This is a genomic window from Alcanivorax sp. 97CO-5 (assembly GCF_000524665.1).
GTDB lineage: Bacteria > Pseudomonadota > Gammaproteobacteria > Pseudomonadales > Alcanivoracaceae > Alcanivorax > Alcanivorax borkumensis.
Genome location: NZ_KI965877.1, coordinates 393,078 through 416,977, shown reverse-complemented (window position 1 = coordinate 416,977; position 23,900 = coordinate 393,078). Strand labels below are relative to the sequence as shown.

The 23,900-nt window shown below is 55.1% G+C and carries 22 protein-coding genes; 15 read left to right on the top strand and 7 right to left on the bottom strand.

Annotated elements, in window-relative coordinates; genetic code table 11:
• Nucleotides 1–2: 2 nt before the first annotated feature.
• From Y017_RS01900 to lexA, 3 genes are read right to left on the bottom strand one after another with little or no spacing between them, the layout of a single operon-like run.
• The gene (locus tag Y017_RS01900) at nt 3–836 is read right to left on the bottom strand and encodes a TatD family hydrolase (protein WP_231483329.1); all 834 of its coding nucleotides are present in this window, start codon (nt 834–836) and stop codon (nt 3–5) included.
• A complete protein-coding gene (locus tag Y017_RS01895) occupies nt 784–1,200 on the bottom strand; it encodes a DUF1499 domain-containing protein (protein ID WP_035458484.1) in 417 nt (138 codons plus the stop codon). Before Y017_RS01895 ends, Y017_RS01900 begins: the two co-directional genes overlap by 53 nt.
• A gap of 55 nt (nt 1,201–1,255) precedes the next feature.
• Nucleotides 1,256–1,870 (bottom strand): transcriptional repressor LexA, encoded by a 615-nt coding sequence (gene lexA, locus Y017_RS01890; protein WP_011588293.1) that lies wholly within the window; start codon nt 1,868–1,870, stop codon nt 1,256–1,258.
• 307 nt (nt 1,871–2,177) lie between these two features.
• Between lexA and Y017_RS01885 the strand changes: the two genes are divergently transcribed.
• Nucleotides 2,178–2,828 carry a cyclic nucleotide-binding domain-containing protein gene (locus Y017_RS01885; RefSeq protein WP_011588294.1) on the top strand — a complete coding sequence of 217 codons (651 nt, stop codon included), beginning with the start codon at nt 2,178–2,180 and terminating at the stop codon, nt 2,826–2,828.
• Between the two features lie 44 nt (nt 2,829–2,872).
• On the opposite strand, the gene Y017_RS01880 is transcribed toward Y017_RS01885, so the two are convergent.
• Nucleotides 2,873–3,313, bottom strand: a complete 441-nt coding sequence (locus Y017_RS01880) for a universal stress protein (RefSeq protein WP_011588295.1) — start codon at nt 3,311–3,313, stop codon at nt 2,873–2,875.
• A gap of 214 nt (nt 3,314–3,527) precedes the next feature.
• On the opposite strand from Y017_RS01880, the gene topA reads away from it, so the two are divergent.
• The 13 genes from topA (at nt 3,528) to Y017_RS01815 (ending at nt 17,852) form a co-directional block, all read left to right on the top strand.
• Nucleotides 3,528–6,257: a type I DNA topoisomerase gene (gene topA / locus Y017_RS01875; protein ID WP_035458482.1), complete on the top strand. Its 2,730-nt coding sequence runs from the start codon at nt 3,528–3,530 to the stop codon at nt 6,255–6,257.
• Between the two features lie 165 nt (nt 6,258–6,422).
• Nucleotides 6,423–6,953, top strand: a complete 531-nt coding sequence (locus Y017_RS01870) for a hypothetical protein (RefSeq protein ID WP_035458480.1) — start codon at nt 6,423–6,425, stop codon at nt 6,951–6,953.
• Nucleotides 6,954–7,217: 264 nt separating this feature from the next.
• A complete protein-coding gene (locus Y017_RS01865) occupies nt 7,218–8,009 on the top strand; it encodes an outer membrane lipoprotein-sorting protein (protein ID WP_035458745.1) in 792 nt (263 codons plus the stop codon).
• 17 nt (nt 8,010–8,026) lie between these two features.
• On the top strand, nt 8,027–9,310 hold the full coding sequence (locus Y017_RS01860; protein WP_035458478.1) for a hypothetical protein: 1,284 nt from the start codon (nt 8,027–8,029) through the stop codon (nt 9,308–9,310).
• Nucleotides 9,311–9,464: 154 nt separating this feature from the next.
• The gene (locus Y017_RS01855) at nt 9,465–10,130 is read left to right on the top strand and encodes a TetR/AcrR family transcriptional regulator (RefSeq protein WP_011588300.1); all 666 of its coding nucleotides are present in this window, start codon (nt 9,465–9,467) and stop codon (nt 10,128–10,130) included.
• A gap of 94 nt (nt 10,131–10,224) precedes the next feature.
• Entirely contained in the window at nt 10,225–10,698 is a 474-nt protein-coding gene (locus tag Y017_RS01850) for a L,D-transpeptidase (protein WP_035458476.1), read from the top strand.
• A complete protein-coding gene (gene nagZ / locus Y017_RS01845) occupies nt 10,698–11,735 on the top strand; it encodes a beta-N-acetylhexosaminidase (protein ID WP_051428678.1) in 1,038 nt (345 codons plus the stop codon). Before Y017_RS01850 ends, nagZ begins: the two co-directional genes overlap by 1 nt.
• A 30-nt stretch (nt 11,736–11,765) precedes the next feature.
• Nucleotides 11,766–12,923 carry a mechanosensitive ion channel family protein gene (locus Y017_RS01840; protein ID WP_035458474.1) on the top strand — a complete coding sequence of 386 codons (1,158 nt, stop codon included), beginning with the start codon at nt 11,766–11,768 and terminating at the stop codon, nt 12,921–12,923.
• On the top strand, nt 12,910–13,482 hold the full coding sequence (locus Y017_RS01835) for a hypoxanthine-guanine phosphoribosyltransferase (protein WP_011588304.1): 573 nt from the start codon (nt 12,910–12,912) through the stop codon (nt 13,480–13,482). The genes Y017_RS01840 and Y017_RS01835 overlap by 14 nt, the downstream gene beginning before the upstream one ends.
• Nucleotides 13,482–14,222, top strand: coding sequence for an S-methyl-5'-thioinosine phosphorylase (locus tag Y017_RS01830; RefSeq protein ID WP_011588305.1), 741 nt, complete (start codon nt 13,482–13,484; stop codon nt 14,220–14,222). The genes Y017_RS01835 and Y017_RS01830 overlap by 1 nt, the downstream gene beginning before the upstream one ends.
• 57 nt (nt 14,223–14,279) lie before the next feature.
• The gene (locus tag Y017_RS01825) at nt 14,280–15,305 is read left to right on the top strand and encodes a CNNM domain-containing protein (protein ID WP_035458472.1); all 1,026 of its coding nucleotides are present in this window, start codon (nt 14,280–14,282) and stop codon (nt 15,303–15,305) included.
• Nucleotides 15,306–15,343: 38 nt separating this feature from the next.
• Nucleotides 15,344–16,312 (top strand): cysteine synthase A, encoded by a 969-nt coding sequence (gene cysK / locus Y017_RS01820; RefSeq protein ID WP_035458470.1) that lies wholly within the window; start codon nt 15,344–15,346, stop codon nt 16,310–16,312.
• Between the two features lie 325 nt (nt 16,313–16,637).
• Nucleotides 16,638–17,852 (top strand): NAD(P)/FAD-dependent oxidoreductase, encoded by a 1,215-nt coding sequence (locus tag Y017_RS01815; protein WP_035458468.1) that lies wholly within the window; start codon nt 16,638–16,640, stop codon nt 17,850–17,852.
• A gap of 47 nt (nt 17,853–17,899) precedes the next feature.
• Here the strand turns inward: Y017_RS01815 and Y017_RS01810 are convergent, their stop codons facing one another.
• Nucleotides 17,900–18,316, bottom strand: coding sequence for a thioesterase family protein (locus Y017_RS01810; RefSeq protein ID WP_035458467.1), 417 nt, complete (start codon nt 18,314–18,316; stop codon nt 17,900–17,902).
• 162 nt (nt 18,317–18,478) lie between these two features.
• On the opposite strand from Y017_RS01810, the gene Y017_RS01805 reads away from it, so the two are divergent.
• Nucleotides 18,479–19,387: an oxidoreductase gene (locus Y017_RS01805; RefSeq protein WP_011588310.1), complete on the top strand. Its 909-nt coding sequence runs from the start codon at nt 18,479–18,481 to the stop codon at nt 19,385–19,387.
• Nucleotides 19,388–19,440: 53 nt separating this feature from the next.
• On the opposite strand, the gene Y017_RS01800 is transcribed toward Y017_RS01805, so the two are convergent.
• Both Y017_RS01800 and mfd read right to left on the bottom strand, forming a co-directional pair.
• Nucleotides 19,441–20,037, bottom strand: coding sequence for a peptidoglycan binding protein CsiV (locus Y017_RS01800; protein WP_035458465.1), 597 nt, complete (start codon nt 20,035–20,037; stop codon nt 19,441–19,443).
• A gap of 212 nt (nt 20,038–20,249) precedes the next feature.
• Nucleotides 20,250–23,729, bottom strand: a complete 3,480-nt coding sequence (mfd, locus tag Y017_RS01795) for a transcription-repair coupling factor (RefSeq protein ID WP_035458463.1) — start codon at nt 23,727–23,729, stop codon at nt 20,250–20,252.
• Between the last annotated feature and the right edge of the window lie 171 nt (nt 23,730–23,900).

The window sequence follows — 23,900 nt, the reverse complement described above, 5'->3', positions numbered from 1 at the left end:
GGTCAGCGAAACAGCGTTAACGCATTTTGATACGTCATGGCGGCGACTTGTTGCGTCTCCTGCCCGCGTAATTGTGCGACACGTTGGCCAATCCAAGGCAGTAGCGCAGGCTCGTTACGGCGCTTTTTCGGGGGCGCTTGCGGCAGGTCCCGGGGGAGTAGATAGGGCGCGTCTGTTTCCAAAAGCAGGCGGTTATCCGAAATGTTAGGCAGCAGCTCTGCCAGCGGTTTGCCACGTCGTTCGTCGCAGACCCAACCGGTAATGCCGATGTGGCAATCCAGATCCAGATAGGCGAACAGAGCCTCACGGGAACCGGTAAAGCAATGCACAACGGCGCCAGGCAGAGCATCGCGGAAGGATTTCAGGATAGGGAGAAAGCGTTCATGGGCATCACGCTCGTGAAGAAAAACCGGCAATTTGTATTCCGCCGCCAGGGCTAACTGAGCCTCGAAGGCCCGCTCCTGCTCTGGGCGCGGAGAAAAATCCCGATTGAAATCTAAGCCCATTTCGCCGGCAGCTTTTATCTGTTCATGGGCGAGTAGATCTCGTAGCTCTGCTTCTAGCGCAGCAGAGTAAAAACGAGCGCTGTGAGGGTGCAGGCCGGCGGTGGCGAAAAGCCCTGAGTGCTCGTCGGCGAGGGCAATGGCCGCGCGGGAATCGTCGATAGTGGTGCCGGTAATTAGCTGCCAAGTAACTCCGGCGCAAGCCGCACGCTCAATCACGGCCTCCCGGTCGTCATGAAATTGTCGATCGGTGAGGTTAACGCCGATATCGGCCCATTGTTCAGGCGCGATTTTCTGCGTTTCCGAAGGGGGGGTGTTGTGAAGTGCGGTCATCGGTTTCCTGCTCAAATAGCTGCTCGCGCAGGGATTCTACCCGACGACGGTTGGCACCTAAATCCCAATAACCGGCCCGTGATGCGGAACGGACCTCCACCATGCCATTCTCGCGAACATAGAAAGTGACATCATCTACAAAACGCAGGATCCGACTGGTGAAGCGGGCTTGAATACGCGACTGGCCGACAACATCGTAGTCCACACGGGGAAGACTGCCCAGCAGTGTTTCCAGCTTTTTCAGGCTGCTTTCCCGGTCGGCGGCGACCTGTAACGGGTCAACGCGCTTGTCACTCTGTGTAGCCAGGCTGGATACACAGTTGGGTGAGTCCGGGCAGGGTGCCAGAAGATGGGTTTCAGCCATGGCAAATGCACTCCATACAATCAGGCAAAGGCCTGTACCGGCACGGATACAGGCTTTAAAAAGAGTTTGGGTCACGAATTAGCCCCACAAAAATGCCTTCAATAATAAGTTGATCAGCGGGCACTTTGATCGGTTCATAGGCTTCGTTAGCCGGGAGTAGTGTGGCGCTGGATTTATTCAACTTTAAGGTCTTTACCGTGACTTCTTCGTCAATGCGCGCGACAACGATTTCACCGGAACGGGCCACATTGGATTTGCGCACGGCAATTAGGTCGCCATCGAAAATGCCCGCATCCACCATGCTGTCGCCTTGCACCTTTAATAGATAGGTGGGGCGCTGTTTAAACAGGCCTTGGGGTACTGGCACGGTTCGTTCCACGTTCTCGATGGCTTCAATGGGGATCCCCGCAGCCACTTTACCGACGACGGGCAGTTCCTCTTCACCCCAGTAGGCATGATCAAGTAGTTGGATTCCGCGAGAGCGATCACTGTGAAGTTTGATATAGCCTTTGCGCTCTAAGGCACGGAGATGGTCTGAGGCCGCATTCTTGGATTGGAATCCCATAATGTCGGCAATCTCTGCACGGGTAGGGGCCATGCCGTTGTCCTTAAGACATTCACGGATGCAGTCGAGGACTTGTTGCTGCCGGTCGGTAAGTTTGCTGCTCATAACCTTCTCCCTGTTTCCTGCAGAGTGTGGCGCTTAGCCGTGGCCTCTAGGGGGGGGGGCTAGTTGGGCGCCTTTCGGTGCGTGTAGGCCTATGTATTGGTCACTTGCCTGAGCGTGTAAGTAATGGCTGACAGGAAGTGCTATATTCAGGATGCTAGCATGTTTACTGACAATAAGAACAGTGTTATTTGGTCAGCATTGGGAGAAGAGTTCACCCCTCTTTTTTCCTTGCCGTTGCTCTGTTGTGGAGGTCGCTCTAGCATGTGTGTAGTTGATTACAATGCCATCAGACCAGTGGGGGTAGTGGATGGAGCAGGCCAATAATAATGATTTCGGCCAGCAACGGCGTCGCCAGCTGTTAGCGGGCGTGCCGTTTTTTAATGAAATTAATCGTGATGATCAGAACGAATTTTCCCGGCTTGAACAGACCACCCGTCTTTGGGTTGCCGCTTCGGGAGAAAGCGTAATTCGAGCCGGTGAGGTGGATTCCACTCTGTACTTTTTGTTGAGGGGGCAGCTGGAAGTGTTATCGGAGAATCCCCAGGGTGCGCCGTTGTATTATGTATCACCGGGTGAGGTGTTTGGCTCCTTGTCTATGCTGCTGGGGACTCCGCGTAGTGCGACTATTAAGGTGACAGATAATGCCCGCGAAGCGGTATTGGCAAGCTTGGATTTCAATGATTTTAATGATGATGGCAGTGCCTATTCGCTGGCAACCCGGCTGGCTTTTTTCCATATGATTGTGCATCACATTCGCTGGACTTTGGAGGTGAAGCGAATGCAGGCACCGACCCATGAACTGGTTCAGTCTATGCGCAAGTTGCCAGTGTTTTATGGCGAGAAAAACAGTCCGCAAGAGCTGGCTGCATTGAAAGCGCAGGCGCAAGGGCTGGCAGAATTGCTGTGTCGCTGGAACGAGGAAGGCCAGGCCAGCACCGGGGCTCTGCAGCTGACCTGAGGGGCTCTGCTTCGGGGAATACGCGCTGCGCTATTTCCCCGTTGCTAGTGCTGGTCTACCTTAACGGCCAGCACGTCGCAGTGCGCACCGGGGACCAGGCCTCTGGCCGTGGAGCCTAGCAGCAGTGCTAGGCCGCTTCGCGTATGACTGCCCACCACGATTAAATCCGCGCCTATCTTGTCTGCCTTGTCGAGAATGGTTTTTTCGATAGATCCCATATCCACGTAAACGTTGGCTTCCGGCACGTGGTATTGGCCGGCGTATTTATCTGCCATTTCTTGGGCTTGTTTCATCAGCCCGCTTTGCAGGTCGGTTACATCCATGGGTACATCCGCGCCGTAGGCCAGAGCCAGCGGTTCTATCACATGGATTAAATGCAGTTCGCCGTCATTGCCCGACAGTACGCCAGCCGCGCGGGACAGTACCTGGGGTGATTCATCGCTGCCATCGATGGCAACCAGTATTCTGCGATAGGGACTCAGCACGGTTCTCTCCCTGAAAAATGAGGTTCATTGCAGTATAGCGTGCTTGTGCGGCGTTGCTAGCAGGCTGTTTTACAGATGAGGGTTGCCCTGACAGGGTGGCTTGTACTACTACTAAAAAAGGAGCAAGGGGGCAGTTCCTGCTTGACCCGCCTATACCGGCGCTGTCTAAATAGCGCCCATCACACGCCTTAGACCGGATGTTGAGTACCTGAGAATGGGAAAATCGTTAGTAATTGTGGAGTCGCCTGCCAAGGCAAAAACCATTAACCGCTACCTGGGCGACGACTTCATCGTGAAGTCCAGCGTCGGCCACGTGCGCGACCTGCCGGTCAGTGGTGGCTCCAAAAAAAGCACCCCTCAAGAGCGGGCCAAGGAGGCAGCCTACACGCGCTCCTTGCCCAAGGAAGAGCGGGATGCCTATAAAAAGAAGAAGGCCAAGAAGCAGCTGATCAATCGTATGGGGATCGATCCGGAAAATGGCTGGGCCGCCCACTATGAAGTGCTCCCCGGTAAGGACAAGGTGGTTGATGAGCTCAAGCGCCTGGCTGCGAAAGCAGACCGCATCTATCTGGCAACGGATTTGGACCGCGAAGGGGAGGCTATTGCCTGGCACCTGCGGGAAGTTATCGGTGGCGATGAAGAGCGCTTCGACCGGGTGGTGTTCAACGAAATTACCAAGAAAGCCATTCAGGCGGCTTTCGAAGAACCCGGCAAGCTGGACTTGCACCGGGTAGAAGCCCAGCAGGCTCGTCGCTTCCTGGATCGGGTGGTGGGCTTCATGATTTCCCCGCTGCTGTGGGAAAAGATCGCCCGCGGATTGTCTGCCGGTCGGGTTCAGTCCGTAGCGGTGGAGTTGGTAGTGGAGCGTGAGCGTGAAATCCGCGCTTTTATCCCGGAAGAATTCTGGGAGCTTTACAGCGATACCCACAGCGGCGATGGTGAAGCCCTGCGTTTGCAGGTGGCAAAGCACAACGGTTTGGCGTTCCGCCCTAACAACGGCGACGATGCCGCGGCGCACAAGCAAGCTCTGGAAAATGCCGGCCGCCTGACCATCAGTCAGCGCGAGCAACGGCCGACCCGTTCCAAGCCTTCCGCGCCGTTTATTACCTCTACCCTACAGCAGGCGGCCAGTACGCGGCTGGGCTTCGGGGTGAAAAAGACCATGATGATGGCGCAACGGCTTTACGAAGCCGGCCACATTACCTACATGCGTACCGACTCCACCAACCTGAGTTCCGATGCGGTGGCAGCCTGCCGGGAATGGATCGGCGAAAAGCTGGGGGATAAGTATCTTCCCGACGAGCCGTTGTCTTACAGTAGCAAGGAAGGGGCCCAAGAAGCGCACGAAGCGATTCGTCCTTCTGATGTACGGCGTACCTCCGATTCCCTGAAAGATATGGAACGCGATGCGCAACGCCTTTATGAATTGATTCGCCGTCAGTTTATTGCCTGCCAGATGCCCCCGGCGGAATACCTCAGCTCCACGCTGACGGCCATCGGCAATGGCTATGAGCTGAAAGCGAAAGGGCGCATCATGAAGTTCGATGGTTGGACTCGCATTCAGCCGCCGGCCTCGCGCAAGGGTCAAGAAGACACCTTGCTGCCGGACGTGAAAGAAGGCGATGTGCTGGCCATCGATAATGTGGACGCCAACCAGCATTTCACCAAACCGCCGGCGCGCTTTACCGAAGCAAGCCTGGTTAAGGAACTGGAAAAGCGAGGCATTGGTCGCCCGTCTACCTACGCGGCGATTATCTCCACCATTCAGGACCGTGGCTACGTGCGTCAGGATAACCGCCGTTTCTATGCGGAAAAGATGGGCGACATCGTCACTGACCGTCTGGTAGAGAGCTTCTCCAACCTGATGGACTATGGCTTTACCGCCAGCATGGAAGAAACCTTGGATGAGGTTGCCGAAGGGCGGCGTAATTGGCAGGACGTGCTCAACGAGTTCTACAAAGACTTTGTGAGCAAACTGGATGCAGCCCAAGGTGAAGGCACTGGCAAGCAGGCAGTGGGCGGCATGCGCGCCAACCTGCCTACCGACACCGATATCGAGTGCCCTAGCTGTGGCCGCCCGATGCAGATTCGTACCGGCTCCACCGGAGTGTTCCTGGGCTGTTCTGGTTATGCTTTGCCGCCGAAAGAGCGCTGCACCGCGACACTAAACCTGTTGCCTGGTGAAGAAGCGGAAGCGGTGAAAACGGATGATGATGAAGAAGCGGAAACCAATGAATTGCGTAGTAAGAAGCGTTGTCAGAAATGTGGCACCGCAATGGAAAACTACCTGATCGACGAAAAGCGCAAATTGCATATTTGCGGTAATAACCCGGACTGCGACGGTTATGTGATCGAGAAGGGTGAGTTCCGTATCAAGGGTTATGATGGCCCGGTGCTGGAATGTGAGAAGTGCGGCAATGATATGCAGTTGCGCACAGGGCGTTTTGGCAAGTTCTTCAAATGCACCAATGATGAGTGTGGCAATACCCGCAAGCTGCTTAAGAGCGGCGAGCCGGCACCGCCACGAGCCGACCCGATTCCTATGCCGCACCTGCAATGCCAGAAGGTGGATGATCATTATCTGTTGCGTGACGGTGCCTCTGGCCTGTTTCTGGCCGCCAGCAAGTTCCCCAAAAATCGGGAAACGCGGCCGCCACTAATCGAAGAAATTCAGAGTGTGGCCGAGCAGCTGGATCCCAAACATGCCTATTTGGCCCAAGCGCCTGCTACGGACCCGGACGGCAATAAAGGCGTGCTGCGCTATAGCCGCAAGGCCAAAGAGCAGTATGTGATGAGCGAGATCGACGGTAAGGCTACCGGCTGGATGGCGTTCTATCGTGATGGCAAATGGGTCGAGGAACAGGCCAAGAAAAAAGCCCCCGCGAAAAAGAAAGCCGCGGCCAAGAAAAAGGCCACGAAGAAAAAAGCCGCGGCCAAGAAGTAACATGCATGCTATAGCCTGTGGCCGCTGTTTTCGTATCTTGAATGATGAAGGGTCACGCGCAGCAAAGAGAGGATGAACGCGGGTACGGCTAGCCAATTCATTGGGTGTGCTCCGCGCCTTGTAGCTCAAAGCTTGTAGTGGGTAGCTGTTTTAAGAGTGTTTTTTATGTCCAGAATGGTTCGAGATAATACCGTTAGTGGTTTGCGCGAGCGGCTCTACTTTGCCCGCGCGCTGTTGCAGCAACTGACTCACGATCAGGCCGATGCCACCCCAACCGTGCGGCTGGCATTGCGTGGGGCGGTGGTCTTTCACCTTTATTCCGTGCTGGTGGGCTTGGCGCGGCAATCTGGAAAGACCTTTCAGGTTGCCCATACCGATACCTTGTTCAGCCTTGCTGCATTGGAGCAGGCTTTTCGGGACGCGGGAGTGGAGGCGCCGGAAATCGCTATTTTGGCTCGTGCCCGTGCCGATCGGGGTGATCTGATTGCCTGGCTGGATGGTGAAATGCAAACCGCACTGGGCGCGGCTGGTTTGGCCCGTCGTCCGACACCGCCCAATGAAAGCGATGCGCTTAACTTGATGGCAGAAGACCGTTATGCCCCTCTGGCCGACGGTGACCTGCAACGCCTTGCTGACAGCGTTACCCGCGTGGGAGAGCTGGTAGAGCACTGCATGGGGTATCTGGAAGAGTGGTGAAGGTCAGTCGATAGTTGATCGTAGGCAGTTGAGCGCTAGGTGCATCGATGATGTTTCTGGTGGCAAACGCAAGAGGCCGCTCCCAGAGAAGGGGGCGGCCTCTTGCGTTTGGGCTCATGGAAATCTCAGCGGGCCACTATCAACAGTCAATTATTTTTTGGCCTCTTTGAGCATCGCCGTTTTGGTTTAAATCGCTATCATGGTAAACACGCTGTTGCTTGCTTTGCCGGCATCGCCCCAGACATGTGTACCGTGAGGAACTCCATGAACGTTCGTTTACTGCCTGCCGTTTTGTTTATCAGCTTGGCTGCGCCCACTGTGCTGGCCCAGAGCCCGGAAGAAAAAGGGCTGCAAATCGCCCAGGAGGCGGATAGCCGTGGCGAGGGTTTCGGGGACTTCCAGGCGGACATGAAAATGGTGCTGATCAGTAAGAGCGGCCAGACCTCTGAGCGGGAGCTGCGAGTGAAAACGCTGGAAGGCACCGGCGAGGGGGAGGGCGACAAGAGCTTGACCATTTTCGATACCCCCCGTGATGTACGTGGTACGGCCATGCTCACGTTCAGCTACAAAACCCGCGACGACGACCAGTGGCTGTATCTGCCCGCCCTCCGCCGGGTAAAGACCATCGCCTCGCGGAATAAATCCGGGCCTTTCATGGGCAGTGAGTTTAGTTTTGAAGACATGCGCGGCCAGGAAGTGGAGAAATACACCTACGAATACCTGCGCGATGAGCCCTGCGGCGAGCTGACCTGTTTTGTGGTAGCTCGTTACCCGCAAGATGAAGACTCCGGTTATATCCGTCAGGTTTCCTGGATCGATCAGCAGGAATACCGTACCTGGAAAGTAGATTATTACGATCGCAAGGAAAGCCTGCTCAAGACACTGAAAGCCAGTGATTTTTCCCAGTACCAGGACAAGTATTGGCAGCCTGGGAAGATGTCCATGGTCAACCACCAAACTGGAAAATTCACCGACCTATTCTGGAGTAACTACCGCTACGGTACCGGGCTGGACGGTGCGGATTTCAACAAAAATAGCTTGAAACGCGCACGTTGATCTCGCGCGTTAGTACTATGAAAATCGGGTTGGTTACGGCTTCGCTGTTGACGATGCCATTGGCTTCCTTTGCGTGGGAATTTCGCGGTGAAGTGGGGTTGGAAGGGCGTTACTTTACCCAGGATTCGCCTTACCCTCAGTCGGATTATTCGACCAACGGTTCCGTGTATCTAAAGCCGGAAATCCTCCATGAATGGAACAACCGTGATGACCTGCTCACGTTTATTCCCTATGCCCGAGTGGATGAAAACGATACGGAGCGGACCCATTGGGATATTCGCGAACTGTCTTGGATTCATGTGGGCAACGGCTGGGAATCGCGTGTGGGTATTCGCAAGGTGTTTTGGGGCGTAACTGAAGGCCGGCATTTGGTGGACGTTATCAACCAGACCGATCTGGTGGACCAGGTGGACGGCGAGGAAAAGCTCGGCCAACCCATGATTAACCTGTCCACTGTTCGCAACTGGGGGATTGTCGATGTGTTCATTCTACCAGGCTTTCGTGAGCGCACTTATGCGGGCGAAGACGGTCGACCGCGTACACCCTTGCCGATATCCAACAATGCCTACTACGAATCCTCAAAGGAAAATCAGCGGTTCGATTTTGCCATTCGCTACCAGCAGTACTTCGACAATGGGCTTGAGCTGGCGCTGTCGCATTTTTCCGGCACCAGTCGGGAGCCGTTGCTGGTGCCTGATGCTCTCACCATGGCGGAGTTGTCAGCACTGATTGCCACCGGGCAGTTGCCGGCGGGCAGTAATCCGCAATTGACTCCGTTGTATAACGTTATTGATCAGACAGGGCTGGAGCTTCAATACCTGAACAGCGGTTGGCTGTGGAAACTGGAAGCGATAAGTCGATCCGGTCAGGGCGAGCGTTTCAGTGCCGTGGATGGCGGTTTTGAATATACCCAAGTGGGTTTGTTTGATACGGCGGCAGATCTAGGCTGGATCGTGGAATATATGTGGGAAGACCGAGCCGATAGTTTGGCTTCGCCCATGGCAAGTGATGTGTTGTTCGGAACCCGGTTTACGTTCAACAACGTGGCCTCCACTGAAATTCTTGCCGGGGTTATCTATGATACGCAAGAGCAAGAAAAAGCGTTTAGCGTGGAATCCAGCCGTCGTATTGGCAACAACCTGAAGGTAACTCTGGAAGCCCGTTTTTATACCGATGCTGGGAAGCCACAAAGTGCCACGCAACTGTACCGGGATGCGCTGCGTAACGTGAATAGCAATCCGGGTCTGTCACCGATCAGCCGCTCAGACTTTATCCAAGCGGAGCTGGTGTATTATTTTTAGCAGGATGCTCGGCGCCGAGAATGTGGCGATAACATCGGCGTTTCCAGAGGTGGTAAACGTTGAGCCTTAGGTTGGGCCTAGGGCTTTCTTTCTTGACCCTCCTGTCAGGCAAACGTATGTTTGAAACGTATGTTTCGAACACACAGGGCAGGGTATGGCACAGGCGGGAACAGTAGACCGGATTCTTGATGCTGCAGAGGTATTGTTCGCCCAAAAGGGCTTTGCAGAAACCAGTTTGCGTGCCATTACTAGTAAAGCCGGAGTGAATCTTGCTGCGGTGAATTACCATTTTGGTTCAAAAGAAGCCTTGATTCAGGCGGTGTTTGAACGATTTCTGAAGCCATTTAGCCGGGCTTTGGATGCCAAACTCGACGAAATGGAAACCTCTGGTATTCTTGATACTCCTGAATATGTGCTGGGTATCGTGTTCCGCTTGGCGTTGGGTACTCACCCTGATGACCCTCAACGGGCGGCGATTTTCTTCCGTCTTTCCGGGCAGGCTTACAGTCAGCCGCAGGTTCACCTGCGCGAATATCTTCACAAACACTACGGCGCCGTTTTTGCCCGTTTGCAGCGACATTTGCATCAGGCCGTGCCGGGTGTGTCGCCCATGGAGCTATTCTGGCGGGTGCAGTTCAGTCTCGGCGCGGTGATTTTTACCCTGTCTGGTATGCAATCGCTGCAGAGTATTAGCAAGGCCGACTTCAATGTGGATGCCAGTGCCGCAGATATCACTCGCCGTCTCTTGTCGTTTTTGGTGGGGGGCATTAAGGCAGATGTGCCGGATCTGTTAAGCGTTGACACTAAGGGCTCTCAATAAAGACCCGTTGTGGTGCCCATGCTGATAACCTTGATCATCGGGTCCCGCTAGCGCGCACGTTGCAACTTTCAATGCCCAGCCTGAAACTATTCCCATGAAATTGATGATCAATTTGTCTGAGCAGTGGTTGGCACTGCGCGGCGAGCACGTTACTGAACGGTTTGCCATATCCAGTGCCGCTAATGGTGCCGGTGAAGCTATGGGCAGTGGTGCTACGCCGCGTGGTGTCCATGTGGTACGGGCGCGTTTTGGTGCGGGCCTACCGCCCGGAGCGGTACTATTGGGGCGTAAGTTTTCCGGTGAAGTGTTTGATGCCGAGCTGGGAGCCCGATTCCCCGAACGTGATTGGGTGCTCAGTCGAATTCTCTGGCTTGGGGGGATGGAACCAGGTAGGAATCTTGGCGGTGACGTGGATAGTTTTCGGCGCTTTATTTATATTCATGGCACACCGGACTATGAGCCCATGGGAACACCCGCTTCCCATGGCTGTATCCGGATGCGAAATGATGCGGTGATTCGTCTGTTTGACCAAGTGTCGGTTGGCACCCGGGTGACAATCACCGATTAATGTCCTCTGTCTATAAGGTTGCCATGTCTGCATCCGCGTCCCCGCTATTAATGCTTGATCTGGAAGGTCTTGAGGTCAGTGCCTCGGAAAAAGACATGCTGGCACACCCCGGTGCCGGTGGTTTGATTCTGTTTGCCCGCAATTATGTGGATCGCCAACAATTGGCGGAATTGGTGCAGCAGGTTCGTGCTGTGCGCCCGGAGATGCTGATTGCCGTGGACCAGGAAGGCGGGCGCGTACAGCGCTTTCGCGACGGCTTTGTGCGTTTGCCGCCTATGGCGGCCCTGGGGCAGCGTTATGATCAGGCACCGGCCCAAGCCGTGGGGGAAGCGACCTTGCTAGGGGAGCTGATGGCCTCGGAGCTAACCGAACTGGATATCGATATCAGCTTTGCGCCGGTGTTGGATCTGGATTATGGCAACAGCTCGGTGATCGGTGATCGCAGCTTCCATGGCGCTGCCGATGCCATGATTGCTCTGGCTGGCGCCTTTATCGACGGCATGAGCGCCGCTGGCATGGCGGCCACGGGCAAGCACTTCCCCGGCCATGGCCATGTGGGCGCGGATTCTCATCTGGAATTACCAATAGATCCACGCCCTCTGTCTGAATTGGAGGCGGCGGACATGCGCCCTTTCATGGCTTTGGCGCCAAAACTGGACGGCATCATGCCGGCCCATGTGATCTATAGCGCCGTGGAACAACAGACCGCCGGTTTCTCCCGTTATTGGTTGCAGACGCAGCTGCGTGAGCGACTGGGCTTCCGTGGTGTGATTTTCTCTGATGATCTGTCCATGGCTGGAGCCCACGGTGTGGGCGGATACCCCCAGCGCGCGCAAGCAGCGTTGGAGGCGGGCTGCGACATGGTATTGGCTTGCAATTGCCGCGAAGGGGCGGAGCAAGTTCTGGATTTTCTGGGCACACAGAACTTTTCAGGGCAGGTACCGGCGGCAGGGCTGCGTGCTCGCCCGCGCCTGCCTATGGACGCACAGCGCAGGGCGGTGGCCGCTGATTTGGCTGCAGCATTACGTGAACACTGAATTGAACCGTAAACGCGAAGGACAATATTAATGAACTGGGATTGGAATCAACTGCTGCAGTGGCCAACGGTCGAGACGCCAATGGATATCTGGCTGACTCAGCTGTTTATCATTGTGCTGTGCACTGTCTCCATCAATTTTATTTTGATGCGCAGCATCGACGTGGCTGAGCGGTTAATTGGAAAAACTGAAACCCTGTGGGATGACGCCTTGCTGGAAGCCGTGCGAATTCCCGTGCGTTTGGTGTTCTGGGTCATTGGCTTGTCCGTGTCCATGGAGCTGTTGCAGGCGGTTTCACACGAAGACAACGTGCTGTTTGAAATGGTGCCACAGGCTCGTCGCATTGCCTTTATTATCATTATTGCCATGTTCCTGAGCCGGTTTATTTCCTATACCGAAAAGAACCTGATTGATCCGGGCCGCATGCGTAAACCCATGGATCAATCCACGGCAGCGGCGGTTGCCAAGTTGTTGCGGGTGTCGGTCATTATTACCTCCCTGCTGATTATTTTGCAGACGTTGGGCTATAGCATTTCCGGTGTGCTGGCCTTTGGCGGTATTGGCGGCATGGCGGTAGCCTTTGCTGCCAAGGATCTATTGGCCAACTTCTTCGGCGGCATGATGGTCTACCTGGATAAACCATTCCGGGTGGGGGATTGGGTGCGTTCACCGGATCGTTCCATCGAAGGTAGCGTGGAGGATATCGGTTGGCGCCTAACGCGCATCCGCACCTTTGATCAACGCCCGCTGTATATTCCCAATGCCATGTTTACCTCCATCGTGCTGGAAAACCCGTCGCGGATGTACAACCGCCGAATCAATGAAAAAATCGGCATCCGTTATGATGATTGGCAGAAAATGCCCGCCATTGTGGCGGACGTTCGCACCATGCTGGTTGAACATGAAGATCTGGAAACGGATAAGCGCACGTTGATCGTGAACTTCGATAGCTATGGAGCCTCTCACCTGGAGTTCTTTATTTATACGTTCACTAAAACCACGCAGTGGGTTCAGTATCATGAGATCAAACAAGATGTGCTGATGAAAATCATGAATATTGTCCATCAACACGGTGCCGAATTTGCGTTCCCCACACGCACGTTGCACCTGGTTGGCCAGAACGATGATGCCCCGGCAACGGGTTTGGAAGACAGCAACGCGGAGGAGCTCCAGCATGTCCAGCGCTGAAGAACTGCAAAAGGAATTAATGACAGTTCGGCGTAACGCCATCGAACTGCATTCCTCTGATCAGGTACAGGAAGCCATCGGTAAACTGGCCTTTGAAGTCACCGAAGCCTGCTCCGGCAAGGTGCCAGTATTCGTGACCATTATGAACGGTGGGATGATCTTCGCGGCGGAACTGGTCAAGCGATTGGATTTTCCGCTGGAAATGGATTATCTCCACGCCAGCCGTTATTTGGGCGCCACCACTGGTGGTGAAGTGGAGTGGATTGTGACGCCCAGCGCCACTCTGCAAGGCCGCCATGTGGTGATTGTGGACGACATCCTCGATGTTGGCTCCACCTTGTTGTCGATTATCGAAGCGTGTAAGTCCCAAGGCGCAGCCTCTGTGAAGACCTGTGTATTGGTAGACAAGAAACACGATCGAAAAGCACGACCTGGTTTGAAAGCTGATTTCACCGCTCTCGAAGCGGATGACTATTACCTCTTTGGTATGGGTATGGATTACAAGGGCTTCTGGCGCAATGCTCCGGGTATTTATGCGGTCAAAGAGAGTGATCTCTAATGTTGGCGTTTATTGGTGGTACAGGCCTGACGCGTATGGACAACCTGCGCATCATCGACTCGCACACACCTGAGACCCGCTTTGGGGCTGCTTCTGCGCCGGTGGTAGAAGGGGCACTGAATGGGCAGAGAGTCTTGTTTTTAGCCCGTCATGGCGACCCCCATCTGCTGTTACCCCACCAGGTGAATTACCGGGCGAATCTGGCGGCGTTGAAAGCGGCGGGGGCTACTGCCATTGTTGCGACCAATGCGGTGGGGGGCATTACTGCCCAGGCGCCCACTGGCGCGCTGGTGTTACCCGATCAGATTATCGATTACACCTACGGTCGCGAGATGACCCTGTTCGACAATCTTAGCGAACCGTTGGTGCATGTGGATTTCAGTTGGCCGTTTGATGTTACTTTACGCAATGCTCTGAAAGCGCGACTTGGCGCGGCTGATCTGCACTGGAACGATGGGGGATGTTACGGTGCGACCCAAGGCCCACGGCTGGAAACGGCGGCGGAAATTGACCGCTTGGAGCGTGATGGTTGCGATATCGTCGGCATGACCGGTATGCCGGAAGCGGTTCTGGCTCGGGAGCTAGAGCTGCCTTACGCCATGCTGTCTCTGGTAGTGAATCCGGCGGCCGGCAAGTCCAGCCATGAAATTACCATGGCGGAAATTGACGCGGTGATACACGATGGCATGGCCAATGTACGACAGGTGCTAGCGGACTTCGCGGCGCATTACATACCCTAATAACCCTGATGTGCGCGGCTCAGTTGAGCCGCGTACTGGCATAAGGAGCATGCATCGGTGACGTTACTGATTATCTTCGCCACCATCTCCATTGGCTTTTCCTTTGTGTGCTCCGTGCTGGAAGCTGCGTTGCTGTCTATTACTCCAAGCTTTATTGCTGGCCTGCGTGACACTCGCCCAGCGCTGTATAAAAGTCTGCGCGCCTTTAAGGATGATATCGACAAACCGCTGTCGGCGATTCTCACCCTGAACACGGTGGCGCATACGGTGGGTGCCACGGGGGTAGGTGCCCAGGTGGCGGTGGTGTTCGGGGAAGCGTGGCTGGGGGCTGCGTCCGGCATCATGACGCTGGCAATCTTGATCTTTTCCGAAATTATCCCGAAAACCATTGGCGCTAAATACTGGCGCTCGTTGGCACCGGCTCTACCGCCTACACTCAAGGTCATCATGGTGTCGTTACTTCCCTTCGTTTGGTTATCGAAATTGATTACCAACCGAATCGGTGGCAACGAACACGATGTGGATGTGCGTGCAGAAATTCGCGCACTGGCAGACATGGGTGAGGATCAGGGGGCACTGGATGATGACGAACATCGAGTGATCCATAATATTCTGCGTTTGCACGATATTCCTGTGGGCGCCATCATGACGCCGCGTACGGTATGCCGCACGGTGTCTCCGACCATGACAGTGGGTGAATTTCGCGAACGTGAGAAAGGGCAGCCCTTCTCTCGTTACCCAGTGATGAGTGACAGCGGTGAAGCGAAAGGGTATATCCATAAGTCCGATTTGCTCGACAGCGACATGGAAAAGACCATGCAAACGTTGGCTCGGCAAGTGTCCATGGTGCATACCACGCTGAGTATCCAAGAGTTGTTCAGTGTGATGTTGACGCAACGTCAGCATATGGCTGTGGTTTATGATGAGCACGGCACTTGGGTGGGTCTGATCACCCTGGAAGATATTTTAGAAAGCATCTTGGGCCGTGAAATTATGGATGAAACTGATAACGTGGCCGACTTGCGTTTGTATGCGCGCCAGCGTTGGAACCGGCGGCTGAAAAAGCAGGATAAACCGCAGTAAGCCATTGTGCGCCATGCGCAAAGAACGGAGAGATCAATATGACCCGCATCTACCAAGACAATAGCGAAACCATCGGCAACACTCCTTTGGTAAAGATCAATCGTATCAGCCAGGGTAATATTCTCGCCAAGATCGAATCCCGTAACCCGGCTGGTAGCGTTAAGTGCCGCATCGGGGCATCCATGGTTCAGGATGCGGAAAAGAGCGGTAAGCTCAAGCCGGGCATGACCCTGGTTGAACCAACCAGTGGTAATACCGGTATTGCGCTGGCCTATGTGGCGGCCGCCCGAGGGTATGACCTGGTGCTCACCATGCCGGATTCCATGAGCTTAGAGCGTCGCAAGATCCTCAAGGCGCTGGGCGCCAAACTGGTACTTACCCCGGGCCCTAAAGGCATGCCTGGTGCCATCGCCAAGGCCGAAGAGCTGGTGCAGGAAAGCCCGGATACCCACTTGATGCTGCAACAGTTCGACAACCCGGCGAACCCGGCTATTCATGAAAAAACCACCGGCCCGGAAATCTGGGAAGATACTGGTGGGGATATTGATGTACTGGTATGTGGGGTGGGCACCGGCGGTACCATCACCGGAGTCGCCCGCTATCTTAAGAATACTCAGGGTAAAGCCATCACCGCTGTTGCCGTGGAGCCAGATTCTTCCACGATGATCTCTGCTGCTTTAAAAGGCGAAGAGCCGACCCACGGGCCCCATAAAATTCAGGGAATCGGCGCAGGTTTCGTGCCCCAGAACTTAGATATCTCGGTTGTGGACCGGGCGGAGCAGGTCAGCAACGAAGACGCCATGGCGTGGGCGCACAAGCTAATGCAGGAAGAAGGTATTCTGGCGGGTATTTCCTGTGGCGCTGCCATGTGCGTGGCAGATCGCCTTAGCCAGCAGCCCGAATTTGCCGGCAAGACCATTGTGGTGGTGCTGCCAGATTCCGGCGAACGTTACCTCAGTTCACCTCTGTTTGCGGATACCTTCACCGCACAAGAGCTTGGGCAGTAGCGGCAAAGCGAGCCTTGGGAGAATGTGAGATTGCGCCGGATTCGTTGTAACCGGCCATGCTCTGGCGGTTGAAGGTTGAAGGTTGAAGGTTGAAGGCGCCGCCGCTCTCAAGGCCACCAGTAAGAATGACGGTACTATCGCTGAGAGCGCTGTTATTCGCTGCCAGCCGCTCTGTTCTTATATTCTGATTGATCACAGATTAGGGTGAAAAGTACCTGTTGCGCTTAATGAATCGCATGGCCGCCGCCTGCTTAGGAAGCGGCCCAGATGGAACCTGGAAGATATCCCCGTTATCCTTGCCGGTCGGATTTACGCTGGTGGTCTCATGTCAGGCATAACAGGGGCAGGTAAAAAAGCAGCAACTGAGGTCGATGTAGTGGTTATCGGTGCCGGCGCAGCCGGGCTGATGTGCGCTGCTACGGCAGCGTATCAGGGCCATCGAGTACTGGTGCTGGACCATGCCAATAAAGCGGGCAAGAAAATTCTCATGTCCGGTGGCGGACGGTGTAATTTCACTAACCTGAATACCGCGCCGGAGCATTTCATCTCCGCGAATCCCCATTTCTGTAAATCCGCTCTCAAACGCTACAGTCCCTGGCATTTTGTGGAATTAATTGAGCGCCATGGCATAGAGCACGTGGAAAAAGCCCCTGGGCAGCTTTTCTGCGCTGAATCAGCAAAGGAAATCCTCGGGGTGCTGCTCACCGAGTGTGAGTGGGCGGGAGCCGAGATCCGCCTCAATACCGCTATCCGGCAAGTCAGGCAGACGGCCAGAGGCTTTGGTCTGACCACCAGTGCCGGTGTCATCCAGTGTGCGAAGTTGGTGGTGGCCTGCGGTGGTTTGTCGATTCCAACGATGGGGGCTAGTGGCTTTGGTTATCAACTGGCGGAGCAATTTGGACTCTCTGTCTTACCCACCCGTGCTGGCTTGGTGCCGTTCACTTTACAGCCCGAGGACAAGGCCTGGCTGACACAGTTGTCGGGCATCAGCACCGAGGTCGTGGCGCGGGCTGCCGAGGCCGCTTTTGCCGAGCCCATGCTGATCACCCACCGGGGGCTGTCTGGGCCCGCTATGTTGCAGGTATCCAGTTTCTGGACACCGGGTCAGCCAGTGACCGTGGATTGGTTGCCCCAGCTAGACGATCCGTTTGCGCTATTGATTGAAGAGCGTCGGGCGCATCCTAACCGTGGGCTGGAGCGCTGGTTACGGCAGTACTTTTCACAGCGGTTGGCGGCGGCACTAGTGGATCAGTTTGGTTGGCAGGGTATTCTGCAGCAGTTCAGCAATGAGCGCTTGGCCACGGTGGCAGGAACGCTTAAAGGCTGGGCATTCAAACCCTCTGGCACTGAAGGTTACCGCACCGCAGAAGTGACTTTGGGCGGGGTGGATACGGATGCCATTTCGTCCAAAAATTTTGCTGTCAAAGAGGTGCCCGGTTTGCATTTCATTGGCGAAGTGCTGGATGTAACCGGGCAACTGGGAGGATTTAATTTCCAGTGGGCTTGGGCTTGTGGCTGGTGCACAGGGATGGCTTTGTAAGCGGTAAACTGGGGTTGTTGATCTCCGTAGGTGTTTGGCTGGAGGCCTCAGGTAATGTCGGAAAACTTTGCCTTGAAGTCCTCTGGCATAGGCATTACACCGTGGGTGACGTGATCAAAAAATACGAAGCCCTGTTTGGCCAATACCACTAGCTGCCCGCTGGGTTGCTTGGTGACTCGGAAAATCAGATCGGCACCATACTTGTTGAAATCCATTAGCCCTACCTCGAATTGCAGATCGTCTCGGGCAAAGCTTTCCGCTAGATAGTTGGCCACCAAGTCGGTGACCACAATGCGCTCCTGGCTGTAATCAATGTCACAGAAAAACCGGTAGCGGGCTTCGGAGAGCAAGGAAATCATCTGATCATTACCCACGTGTTTACCGGTGTTCAGGTCGGTCATGCGCACGTTGATGGTATGGGTGTAAAGGAACTGTTCGGGTAACTCGAGCTGGACGCGCGCCATGGGAGATTCTCTGGGGTAGGGGACGCTATTTTAGCAATGGCCAGAGGTTGTTGTGAAATATCTTTTGGATAAAGGGGGGAGTGACAATTGGCTCAACATGAGCGTGCTTTAGAGCTGCGTGGGGAAAACAATGGTAGTCACAATTGACATTAAGGAGCGACCATGACCCGGTCCCGCTGGCGCCCGGCGCACATTCCCGATCTGTTTGGTAAAACGATTGTTGTCACCGGGGCTAATAGCGGCATTGGCCTGGAAGCGGTGAAGCTGTTTGTTGCTAATGGCGCAGAAGTGATTATGGCATGTCGCAACACAGCGAAAGCTGAAGCGGCTGCTGAGCAGGTTAAGATATTGACGCCGCAAGCTAGCTTAACAGTGTTGCCGCTAGATTTGGCTGATCTTGAGTCGGTTAAAACGTTTGTTGCTACGCTCAAACAGCGTATTAATAAACTGGATGTGTTGCTCAATAATGCGGGAGTGATGGCGCCACCTTTGCAGCGCACCAAGGAGGGGTTCGAGATGCAATTCGGCACTAACCATCTTGGCCATTTTGCATTGACTGGGCCGTTATTGAGTCTGCTTGAAGCGGCGCCGGCTCCACGCATCGTTCAGATCTCCAGCTTGGCTCACCGCGGTGGAAAAATATTGTGGGGAAATCTGAACGCAGAGAAGCGGTATTCACGCTGGTCTTTTTATTGTCAAAGCAAGTTGGCTAACCTGATCTTCGCTAAAGACTTGCATCGGCGTTTACAAAAATGCGGATCTTCCATTCAGGTGATGGCGGCGCACCCAGGCTACTCTGCAACCCATCTTCAGGACACGGTGCCCGGTGGTGGCGTGTTTAACTGGTTGTTGGCTCAGCCCGCCGAGATGGGATGCTTGCCTGGGGTGATGGCAGCCACCAGTGATAATGTGACGTCTGGGGGATATTACGGCCCGGATGGAAAAGTTTTCGAGTTGCGAGGTTATCCTGCTCCGGCTTTCGCGCGTAAAATCACCGATAACGTAGGGCTGGCAGAAAAGCTATGGGATGAGTCCGAGCGCCTCACAGGGGTCCGCTACCTTAGCGCTTAGGTGAGAGCAGTATTAGCTTAAACGGCGAGTATGCCATTGGTGAGCGTTGCTGATCAGGCTTGGGTAATTCGGATCAACATGCCGAACAAACCGTGATCGAAATAATAGATTTGGTGGCCAGTAAGGCGGCGTTTTTCATCTATTTTCACGTACAGGCGTTCTCCATTACTTTCTGTGTTAAACCAGACTTGGGGCTTAACATGAAGATAGCGAGATTCACTGAATTGTAAGGTGCCTTCCAGTTCCGGCACGTTTGCGCCCTCGTTGATCAGCATCTGATCGCCCCGGATATATATGGGTAAAGTATCGGTCTCACTACCGATGGGCTGCTGCCATGCCGCATGATAAAGCTCACGATATTTGCCGCTACTTTCCATTCGCTCGAGCATGTAACGAAGCACTTCATCGTCCTGGGGGAGTGGCAGCCAAGCGCCACGGGCAATCGCATCCGGGTCAGCGAGTTCATTAGATTCAGGCTGACCTATGGTGATGGCCTGAGAAGCATAGCGAGGTTGTAAGCCGGCGGCCCAGCGCTCTTCGTTGCTGGTGTTGTTATGGGCAAACACCAAGACTTCTACTTGATACCATCTTTGTGCCATGGCGCTGTTGCCCAATAAGATAAGAGCAACAAACAATAATGCGCGATGCATCGAGAACTCCTTGTGCAGCTTGTCGATCAGGCTTTCACCATAGTGCGGACTATACTTTATACCTTACGCCTTCCCGTTTGCTCACGGGGCATTGGTTGATCGGTACGGTTTTTGTGATAAAGGAGCGGTCAGTCTTGCACTGTGGCCACTGGAGGCATACCACTTCCGTGGTCGGCCTCCAGTGCTTGGCCTCAAAAGGATATAGCTGGTATTCAAGCCGGAGCGTCGGGCTTAATGCTTTGAGCTGCCAGACGTTTAAGCAGTTCCTGTACTACTTTAATGCGTTCTTCAGGTGTCTCGCTGTCTTCCACAAAACGCAGGGCGTTGGCACCTTCCAGCTTGAAACGGTTGGGGCCGGACTGGACCAGTTTGACGATGGTGAGCGGGTCCACAGGGGTGCGTTCGCCAAACTCTAACTTGCCGCCGGTGGCGTGGGCGTCCAAGCGGATAATGCCCAGTCGATCGGCCTGCTGACGTAGTTCTGTGACAGCAAACAGATTTTTTACCGGTTCGGGCAGCAGGCCGAAGCGGTCGATCATTTCCACTTTCAGCTCTTTCAGGCCGGCACGGGTTTTACACCCAGCGATGCGCTTGTAGAGGGTCAGCCTGCCGAACACATCGGGCAGATAATCTTCGGGAATCAGTGCGGGAATGCGCAGGTTCAGTTCCGGGCCACCGCTTAGGGGCTTTTCCACATCCGGCTGTTCGCCGCGCTTCAATGCATCCACCGCTTGTTCCAGCATTTCCATATAGAGACTGAAACCGATGGTCTCGATATTGCCATGTTGTTCTTCGCCGAGCAGCTCGCCGGCGCCGCGAATTTCCATGTCCTGGCTGGCGAGCATGAAGCCGGCCCCCAGGTCGGTGGCCTGCTCAATGGCTTCTAGTCGTTTGATCGCATCCTTGGTCATCACCTTGGGACTGGGGGTGATCAGGTAGGCGTAGGCTTGGTGATGGCTGCGGCCCACGCGGCCGCGCAGCTGATGAAGCTGGGCCAATCCAAGCTTGTCGGCCCGGTCGATGATGATGGTATTGGCGCTGGGCACATCGATACCCGTTTCGATGATAGTGGTGCTCACTAGCACATTGAAGCGGCGGTGGTAAAAGTCACTCATCACCGCTTCCAGTTCCCGCTCGCGCATTTGCCCGTGGGCAATGCCGACGCGGGCATCGGGCACCAGTTTGCGGATGTCCGCTGCGGTTTTCTCCATGGTGTCGATGTCGTTGTGCAGGTAATACACTTGGCCGCCGCGCAATAATTCACGCAGTAAGGCTTCCTTGATGACGGTATCGTTGTGCTGCTGTACGAAGGTTTTCACCGACAGGCGTTTCTGCGGCGGGGTAGCGATGATAGAGATATCTCGCATGCCGCTCATGGCCATATTCAGGGTTCGCGGAATTGGCGTGGCGGTGAGGGTGAGGATGTCGCACTCGGCCCGCATTTGCTTGAGGCGCTCCTTGTGGCGTACCCCGAAGCGGTGCTCTTCATCGACAATAATCAGCCCCAGATTATCGAACGATACGGTTTCTTGCAGGAGCTGATGGGTGCCCACCAGAATATCCACCTTGCCTTCCTTAAGCCGCTGTAACACCTGGGTCTTTTCCTTGGCGCTGCGAAAACGGGACAGTACTTCGATATTTACCGGCCAGTCGGCAAAGCGATCGGTGAATGACTCGTAGTGCTGTTGGGCAAGCAGGGTGGTGGGCACCAGCACCGCCACCTGGGTCTGGTTTTCCACCGCCACGAAGGCGGCGCGCATGGCAACTTCGGTTTTGCCGAAACCCACGTCACCACACACCAGCCGATCCATGGGCTGGCTCGATTGCATGTCGGCAACCACTGAGGCAATAGCCGCCTGTTGGTCCGGGGTTTCCTCGAAGGGAAAGCTAGCGCTGAAACGGTCATAGTCGTTCAGGTCCAGTTCGAACTGGCGGCCTTCTCTGGCCTCGCGCCGAGCGTAGGTGTTGAGCAGCTCGGCAGCTACATCGTGGATTTTTTCGGCCGCTTTCTGGCGAGCCTTCGTCCATTGTTCAGTGCCTAAACGATTCAAGGGAGCGGTGTCACCGCCACCGTACCGGCTAATCAGATGCAACGAGGAAACCGGTACATAGAGTTTGTCGCCGCCGGCGTATTCCAGCAGCAGAAATTCGTGTTGCTGGCGATGCACTTCCATATGAGTGAGGCCCAAGTAACGCCCCACGCCGTGCTCCAGATGCACCACCGGGGAGCCCACGGTCATTTCGCCTAAGGAGCGGAACGCTTGCTCGGCGGCGCCGTCGTCGCTGCTGGATTTACGGCGCCTGCGCTGCAGTACCCGCTCGCCATACAGGTCATTTTCGGTGACCACGAGTAAGGCGTGTTCCGGAGCGTAGAAGCCCGCATCCAGCTCCCCTTGGGTCAGGTTCCAGCGTGCCGAGTTGGCAATGAAGTCGGGCCAGTTGTCTTTCATGGCCGGCTGGATCTGAATCTTCTGCATCAACTCCAGCAGGGCCTCCCTGCGCCCGGCGGTTTCCGCACAAATCAGGATATGGGTATCAGGATGGGCGTCGGAAAAGGTATGCAGCAAAGCCAATGGATTGTTGGCACGCACATCGGCGGTGAGCGAAGGCATAGGCGCCACGTCAAAGTGGATGGCCTGGTCTGCGCCGCTTGAATCATTATGAATCTGGCGCGCTCTTGGATGTTGCTTTAGTGCGGCGTTGAGCTCGTCAGGGCGCAGGAACAATTGCCAGGGAGCTAGAATCGGGCGGTGAATATCGTGGCGCCGGGATTCATGGCGCTGCTCCACATCTTGCCAGAAGTGCTTGATGGCGCTCTGTGTGTCGGCCAGTTCCACCAGCCGTACATCGTCGGGCAGGTAATCGAATAAGGTGGCCATCTCCTCATAGAACAGGGGTAGATAATATTCCAGGCCCGGCGCCGCTAGGCCGTCGGTCACGTCCTGATAAAGGGGCACGTGACGGGTATCCACGTCGAAAGTATCGCGGAAGCGGCTACGGAAGCGGGCAATACCTTCGGCACTGAGGGGAAACTCTGCGGCGGGCAGCAGGGTGATATTGTCCACTTTGCCGGTGGAGCGCTGGCTTTCCGCTTCGAACAGGCGCAGGGATTCGATTTCATCGTCGAACAGTTCGATGCGGAACGGTTGCTCGGCGCCCATGGGAAAAATGTCCATGATAGCCCCGCGCACGGCAAACTCGCCGTGCTCGTACACGTTGTCTCGCTGCCGGTAGCCACTGGCGACTAGCCGGCTGCGGGTAGCTTCCATGTCGAAACGATCACCCACCTTGAGCAGGAAACTGTTGCCGGTGATATGTATCGGCGGCGCCAATCGCTGCATTAGCGTATTTACCGGCACCACCAGAATGCCCTTATGGGTAGTGGGCAGCTGGTGAAGAACCTGAATACGGTCGCTGATAATGTCCTGATGCGGGCTGAATAGATCGTAGGGCAGGGTTTCCCAGTCTGGAAACAGCATCACTGGGGTGTTGCTGCCGGTCAGGTAGAAGCTTAGTGAGTCGGTGAGCTGCTGGGCACGGCTGCTATTGGGCGTTAGCACCACCAATAAATGGTCTTGGTTACGCGCCAGCTCGGCCAGCACTGCGGCCATGCTGCCGGCATTGAGCCCGGCCCAGTCCTTATAGTGCTCTCGCCCATTGGGAAAGAGATTGCTGTCGGGGAGTAGCTTCATTCAGACCCGTTCCTGCGCATTCGGTGGGCGCGTATTGTAGCCAAGGGGGACGGTGCCGTCAGCGCCGTCTGCACTGCGTAGCATTTTTTGGGGAGCAGGCATGATCACATGACAACCATGGAAAAATTGTGAAGGACAGGCGTTTGCGTTGAAAAATGGCAATAATTTGAC

Coding starts and splice junctions, on each gene's coding strand:
- Y017_RS01900 (WP_231483329.1), bottom strand. CDS start 836: ATGACCGCACTTCACAACACCCCCCCTTCGGAAACGCAGAAAATCGCG.
- Y017_RS01895 (WP_035458484.1), bottom strand. CDS start 1,200: ATGGCTGAAACCCATCTTCTGGCACCCTGCCCGGACTCACCCAACTGT.
- lexA (WP_011588293.1), bottom strand. CDS start 1,870: ATGAGCAGCAAACTTACCGACCGGCAGCAACAAGTCCTCGACTGCATC.
- Y017_RS01885 (WP_011588294.1), top strand. CDS start 2,178: ATGGAGCAGGCCAATAATAATGATTTCGGCCAGCAACGGCGTCGCCAG.
- topA (WP_035458482.1), top strand. CDS start 3,528: ATGGGAAAATCGTTAGTAATTGTGGAGTCGCCTGCCAAGGCAAAAACC.
- Y017_RS01870 (WP_035458480.1), top strand. CDS start 6,423: ATGTCCAGAATGGTTCGAGATAATACCGTTAGTGGTTTGCGCGAGCGG.
- Y017_RS01865 (WP_035458745.1), top strand. CDS start 7,218: ATGAACGTTCGTTTACTGCCTGCCGTTTTGTTTATCAGCTTGGCTGCG.
- Y017_RS01860 (WP_035458478.1), top strand. CDS start 8,027: ATGAAAATCGGGTTGGTTACGGCTTCGCTGTTGACGATGCCATTGGCT.
- Y017_RS01855 (WP_011588300.1), top strand. CDS start 9,465: ATGGCACAGGCGGGAACAGTAGACCGGATTCTTGATGCTGCAGAGGTA.
- Y017_RS01850 (WP_035458476.1), top strand. CDS start 10,225: ATGAAATTGATGATCAATTTGTCTGAGCAGTGGTTGGCACTGCGCGGC.
- nagZ (WP_051428678.1), top strand. CDS start 10,698: ATGTCCTCTGTCTATAAGGTTGCCATGTCTGCATCCGCGTCCCCGCTA.
- Y017_RS01840 (WP_035458474.1), top strand. CDS start 11,766: ATGAACTGGGATTGGAATCAACTGCTGCAGTGGCCAACGGTCGAGACG.
- Y017_RS01835 (WP_011588304.1), top strand. CDS start 12,910: ATGTCCAGCGCTGAAGAACTGCAAAAGGAATTAATGACAGTTCGGCGT.
- Y017_RS01830 (WP_011588305.1), top strand. CDS start 13,482: ATGTTGGCGTTTATTGGTGGTACAGGCCTGACGCGTATGGACAACCTG.
- cysK (WP_035458470.1), top strand. CDS start 15,344: ATGACCCGCATCTACCAAGACAATAGCGAAACCATCGGCAACACTCCT.
- Y017_RS01815 (WP_035458468.1), top strand. CDS start 16,638: ATGTCAGGCATAACAGGGGCAGGTAAAAAAGCAGCAACTGAGGTCGAT.
- Y017_RS01810 (WP_035458467.1), bottom strand. CDS start 18,316: ATGGCGCGCGTCCAGCTCGAGTTACCCGAACAGTTCCTTTACACCCAT.
- Y017_RS01805 (WP_011588310.1), top strand. CDS start 18,479: ATGACCCGGTCCCGCTGGCGCCCGGCGCACATTCCCGATCTGTTTGGT.
- Y017_RS01800 (WP_035458465.1), bottom strand. CDS start 20,037: ATGCATCGCGCATTATTGTTTGTTGCTCTTATCTTATTGGGCAACAGC.
- mfd (WP_035458463.1), bottom strand. CDS start 23,729: ATGAAGCTACTCCCCGACAGCAATCTCTTTCCCAATGGGCGAGAGCAC.